The sequence below is a fragment of the Rhodococcus sp. T7 genome, assembly GCF_009872365.1.
Lineage (GTDB): Bacteria > Actinomycetota > Actinomycetes > Mycobacteriales > Mycobacteriaceae > Rhodococcus_F.
The window spans coordinates 1-6,014 of the sequence record NZ_WXYH01000123.1; the positions used below are offsets into that span (position 1 = coordinate 1).

The following is a 6,014-nucleotide window of genomic DNA, read 5'->3' on the forward strand; positions in this document are numbered from 1 at the left end:
GCGTGCAGTACCGCTCAGGCGTCGAGGTGGCCGGACTGCTCGGCGCCGACGGCCGGGTCACGGGGGTGCGCACCACCCACGGGGAGGAGCTGCCCGCCGATCTGGTGATCGACGCCAGCGGTCGGTTCTCCGAGTCTCCGACGTGGCTGCAGGCGCTCGGCTACCCCACTCCCCGAGAGGAAGTCGTCAACGCGCACTGGGGCTACTCCTCCACCTTCCTGGAGGTACCCGAGGACTGGGACCCGGGCTTCCAGGCACTCGCACTCACCGCGTTCGGGGACGGCGCCCTGACCCCCGAATCGGCGTCCCGGGCAATGGCGATGTGGGTCGTCGAGGGCGAGCGCCGCTGGATCCTGACCGCTCAGGGCTCCGCCGGTGACCACCCGCCCCGGACCGAGGAGAAGCTGCGCGACTTCATCTCGAGCATCGGCGTGCCCGAACTGGACAAGGCGCTGTCGCAGGTGACGTTCCCCGAGAAGATCTCGATGTGGCGCGATACCCGCAGCCGGCTTCGCGACTTCGCCGGCCAGCCGGAGCGGCCCGAATGCTTTCTCGCCCTCGGTGACGCCTGGATGGGCTTCAACCCCGTCTACGGGCAGGGAATGACTGCCGCCGCACTGGAGGCCTCGGACCTGCGCACCGAGCTGGCCGCTCACCTGACCGAGCGCACCGATGAGCTGACCGGACTGGCGGGGCGGTACTACGCCAAGGCCGATGCCCTGATCAAGTACTGCTGGACCTCGTCGAACACCCTCGACCACCGCATTCCCGGTGTGGAGTACACGATCGACGGCGTCGCTCAGGAGGTCGATCCGACCTCGTCGGACTTCTCCGACCGGCTCGCCGCCTACATGGCGCTCGACCCGGAGCGCTACGTCCGGTACCGCGAGACCACCCAGCTGCTGCGCTCTCCCGAGTGGCTGGCCGACGCCGAGATCGTCGACGCCGTACGCGAGCGCTGGGAGGAGCTGGGCAAGGCAGTCGTTCCACGCTGAACGGGGGGTTGAGTCGACACCTGAAATCCGAGAACCTCGCCCCATCGGCAGAACCTCACGGAAGGCGACGGGCGTGGACCCAGTGCCTGCGGCTCGGGTGGACGAACCGCAGGCCCCGGTCCCCGCTCCCCGCATCAACGACAGGGAGACCGGGCATGACATCTCGACGAGACGGATTTGGGGTATCGACGCCACCGAACGCACCAATGTCTGCGCGACGTCGGACTGTTTGCGCCCTACTTCATGAGCAACAAGCTCCACATCGCGTCAGACATCGAACCAACGACAGCCGGAACGGCCCCCGGCCCTTGTCCACGGGGAGGACTCACCAACTCGGCCACCGCGTTCGTGTCCGTTTCCTACATGTCAACGGCACCTGAAACTGACCGTTTCCGGCAAATGCCCACACCGCGATTTGGGTGGAGTCCGTTACGTGTCAACCGCAGTTACGGCCGCCCAGTGAGAGGAATACCTGGGCTATGTCGAGGGCCGTGTGGTCGCAATACCAGGATCCGGCGCAGGAATGGGGCGCGAGCTAGCTCTGCGGGCTCGCTCGAGCCGGGGCACAACTTGCGGTACCGAGCTCGTCGATGTCTCACCGTGGTTGCCTTCTGCGGGGACCGCCTGCAACGCCACCACAAGCATTGCTCTCGAGTCCGCCGTGTTCCGGCTAGTAGGACCAGGCGACCTGCTCCCCACCCCCGCGACCTCAATTTCGGTCATGGACGTGACCGAACGGCAGCACATCGAAGTAGTGCGTGGACACTTGATCCAGCAATACCACCACCGCTTCGACGACTACCGAATTCGAAACTCCGTACACCTGCTCGTCGAATGCTCAGCGACCCACGCACTCGATCAATCCATCCCATCACTCCATCCACCACCTACCGAGCACCGGCGTCTGCGCTCGGGACGGGTTTTCCGTGGCCTCCTCGCAATGTCGCGACCGGGTGTTCGAGCCTGGAAGAGCTGGACCATCATCGCGAGCGCCCGCTTTGCAGTGCAAAAGCGTGACAGCCGGTTTCTCGGAAGATACTGCGGGAGCATTTCTATACAGCACTAACCCACAGATATCAGCGGAGTTGTACCCACAGCCCAATAGGAACAACGAATCTGTGGGCTGGTGGTCCATTGGAATGCTGGTGGCAGACCAATAACGTCCAGTGTGACCGGGATTACATTTTAGTAGAGGAGTCCAAGTGGAACAGATTGCCCACTTCACCACCTTGGCCCGACGAATCGCAGAACTGCTGCCCGAACCACCATCACCGGATGATCCCTTCGGTTATCTCGCATGGGAAGAACTCGTGCTCACGGCGGCGGGGCGCCTCGGCCTACAGGCCCGCCTCCACCTTCGCATCCTCTCCTGTCGGCGAGCCGGCACACCGGACTCCCACCGCGTCACTTGGCAGGATCTGATCCGCCTCGCCTCGCTGGTCGAGTTCGGAGCAACACCGGCCGCGGCTCAGCAACTACTCGACGACATCGTGCACCGCATCACTGCATCAGAACCGCTGGGTGTTGCCGTTCGCGCCGACCACGGCTATATGAGATCGGCAGCTGGGCACTCACTCCGTACCCATTGCCACCCACGTGTGACGGATTCGGGCACGGCGACGCGGCCGCACTGTCGCGAAGATCTTCGTTCCGCTCCGGCGGTACGCTCGTGGAGCTAGCTCTAGGGGTGAGTACTCGGAGAATGACAAGACTCGACAACGACGGCGCCTCGTCCGACACCGATCAGCGGTCCGCAGTTCGAACACTCGTGGCCACCGTCTACGCCGCAACGAACGCCCGCAGCGTCGACATCGCAGAAGAAATGATCACGCGCACGATCTCCGAGATCGACGAAGTCACCACCGACCTCCACCTCGTACAACTTCTCACCGCGTGCGCGGAGGCCGCAACGTCACTGAGCCTGGCGATGCTCGAACACGACCGCGACACCGAGCCGATGCCGACCGCAATGTCCGAGTACGCCCGCGTACTCGCTCAACGTGGCCTTCCCATCACCGTTCTCGACCGCGGCTACCGACTGACACACAACACGATTTTGCGCTGGTGCCTGGAACAACTCGAGACACTCGGCACCGATCCGGCCGTCGTCGCGCAGGCTGCGGTGGAGATCATGACGCGACTGTCCACTCAGATCGACGGCCTCTACGAACAGATGCTCGACACCTACGAACTCGAATACGAGACGTGGCTCCGCCACCGCAGTACCGCCCGGTCCGCTCGGATCGGCGACCTCCTCGACGGCCGCCCCGTCGACGTGACGGCCGCCGAGTCCACCCTCGGATATCAACTCGACCAATTCCACCTGGGCCTCATCGCGTGGATCGAACCCGGCGGCACTGCCCACGACCTCCCCGCCTTCGAGCGTGCGGTCACCGCACTCGCCGAGCACCTCGACTGCCACGAACGGCCGTTGTTCGAACCCCGTGACGAACGCACCGTGTGGGCATGGCTCCCGCTCGGCGGTAACGCGCACGCCGACGTGTCGGGATGGACCACGGCGGTCGAGAAGTGGGACCAACCGATCACGGTCGCTCTGGGCGCCCCGCAGCACGGGGTGGCCGGGTTCGTCCGCACCCACCGTCAGGCCGCCCAGGCCACGGTTGTGGCACGCGCCTCGAATGTGTCCGGTCCCCGGGTGGTTCCCATCGGGTTGGTCGGTGCCGTGGCGCTGATGTGTGAGGATCTCGACGCCGCTCGCAGGTGGGTACGCGATGTGCTCGGCCCGCTGGCGGTCGACGACTCCACCGCAGCGTTGCACCGTCAGACGCTGCGAACCTTCTTCTCGACCGGGGGAAGCTATACCGCAGCTGCCGCCGCATTGACCATGCACAAGAATACGGTCATCTACCGGATTCACAAGATCGAGGAGTTGCTCGGGAAGAACGTCCGGGAGGGCCGCCTGGAACTCGAGAACGCGCTGGCACTGTGTCACTGGCTCGGGACCGCAGTGCTCGATTCCGAAACGATTACCACCGAATGATACTCAGCGACACGGTACTTCAGCACGCGCGTGGTCTCCTTCTTGACCACGCATCGGTGGTGACGCTGTCCGAAAATCGTTGCTATCACGGCCTGTCCATGCACTCACGCACAGCCTGGCCGAATTCGATCGGGGGTGATGCACGAGAACTTGAATACGCACAGCGGTGACCCGACCTAGACACTCGGTGGACGATTCTGCGCAGTTTGCACGCGCAAACTACCCGAGAAGTGTTGTCGGCATCAACCTTTCGATACGGATTCTGTTCCGTAGCAATCACTGCGCCCGCGCGTCGAGCGCAAACTGTGCGATACGTTCGAAGCGCTGATGCGCTGATGCGCGGAGCCCCAGATACCCGGCGCCTGCACGGCTCGCGTGAAGTGCAGGCGGGCCGCACACACGCGTGAAGCCGAGCCTGCCATGGAGTTGACCGCGATCGCTGATCCCGGCGAATCAGGCTTGTCGGCAACGACTTTTACGAAATCGACAACGATACGCGGATACGGGGCGCACGTCGGCGACGGTGGACGCGCCCCGCACAACCGGAGGTCCACATCAGCTTTCGTTTTGGGCACCTCCGGGTACGCGCGAACCTTCCGGTGAGTCCTGTTTATCGTGTTTCAATGATGTTAGATTATAATCGCTACTCGAACAGTCATTTCCGGCGGAGCAGCCAGTCCGTGAAACCCCCGTCCAGTCCGAACAGGTGGAAAGTCATGTCAGATGCGATGGTCAGCGAATCGAGGGAGGCCTCAGTGGATTCGGATCTCGAACAGTCGAGAACTCTGACGTTGACGCGCCGGGAGATTCTGGCCTCCGACGTCGTGCAGCTCGAGCTGTCCTCCCCGGACGGTTCCCCGCTGCCGCCGTGGGAGCCGGGCGCACACATCGACCTCCTTCTTCCCGGCGACTCGGTGCGGCAGTACTCGTTGTGCAGCGATCCCCGCAACCGCACATCGTGGCAGGTCGCGATCCTGCGCGAAGCCGAGGGTCGGGGCGGCTCGATCTATGTCCACGACCAGCTCGAGGTAGGCGCCGCCGTCGAGGTTCGGGGACCGCGGAACAACTTCCCCCTCGAACCGGCAGACAACTACATCTTCGTCGCGGGCGGTATCGGTGTGACCCCGATGATTCCGATGATCCTGGCCGCCGAAGAACGCGGCATACCGTGGGAACTGCTGTACGGCGGGCGTTCACGGTCGAGCATGTCATACGTCGACCATCTCGAATCCACTTACGGGGACAAGGTGTCGGTCCGACCGCAAGACGAGTTCGGTCTACTCGATCTCGACGGCCTCCTCGGAACGGCACGGGCCGGCACGACCATCTACTGCTGCGGTCCCGAACCCCTGCTCCAGGCGATCGAAACAGCAACAGGGAACTGGCCGTCCGGTTCCCTCCACATCGAACGTTTCAGCCCCAAACTGCTCGAGACACCGGCCCTATCCGAATCGTTCGAGGTCGAGCTGTCCATCTCCGGCCAGGTCGTGACGGTTCCGCCGGACAAGTCGATCCTGGAGGCCCTCGAAGAGCAGGGCGTGCCGGTAGTCGCATCGTGCCAGGAGGGCATATGCGGGTCCTGCGAGACCGCCGTACTGGACGGCACACCCGAACACCGCGACTCGATCCTCAGCCCGGCCGAGCAGGAGGCCAACGAGACGATGATGGTGTGCGTCTCACGATCACGCAGTCCACGCCTCGTTCTCGAGATCTGAACACCCCGACCGCATTTCATCTCTCAACGCCTTTCGTCGACGGGTGAACCTCCACGACGTCGTTGAGGGCCGCGTCGCCACATCCTGCCGTCAGCACTCTCGCATTTGTTTCCTCGGCCGCAGCGCGTCTAGCCAACTCTATCGTGTTTCGTTAGTATGTAATCCACACCACAACAACGGTTACAACACCAGTGTCGTATTCCCTCACCCTTCCTGGAGTCCTCCATGACCACAGAACTGACGCTCGACGACCTGCGCCGGCAGTATCGCCGCGACTACGACCCGTACAACCCGGTTCCCATC

At 63.6% G+C, this 6,014-nt stretch carries 2 protein-coding genes and 1 pseudogene; all 3 read left to right on the top strand.

Annotated features, from left to right (window positions below; all coding sequences use genetic code 11):
* A pseudogene (locus MLGJGCBP_RS15245) lies at positions 1–995 on the top strand (tryptophan 7-halogenase); the annotation flags it as partial.
* A 1,702-nt stretch (positions 996–2,697) separates the two neighbouring features.
* Positions 2,698–3,996 carry a PucR family transcriptional regulator gene (locus MLGJGCBP_RS15250; RefSeq protein ID WP_160096621.1) on the top strand — a complete coding sequence of 433 codons (1,299 nt, stop codon included), beginning with the start codon at positions 2,698–2,700 and terminating at the stop codon, positions 3,994–3,996.
* A 728-nt stretch (positions 3,997–4,724) separates the two neighbouring features.
* A complete protein-coding gene (locus MLGJGCBP_RS15255) occupies positions 4,725–5,711 on the top strand; it encodes a PDR/VanB family oxidoreductase (protein ID WP_160096623.1) in 987 nt (328 codons plus the stop codon).
* The last annotated feature ends 303 nt before the right edge of the window (positions 5,712–6,014 follow it).

What these genes read in the sequence shown, in the direction of transcription:
- MLGJGCBP_RS15250 (WP_160096621.1), top strand. Translation starts at nt 2,698, where the DNA reads ATGACAAGACTCGACAACGACGGCGCCTCGTCCGACACCGATCAGCGG.
- MLGJGCBP_RS15255 (WP_160096623.1), top strand. Translation starts at nt 4,725, where the DNA reads ATGGTCAGCGAATCGAGGGAGGCCTCAGTGGATTCGGATCTCGAACAG.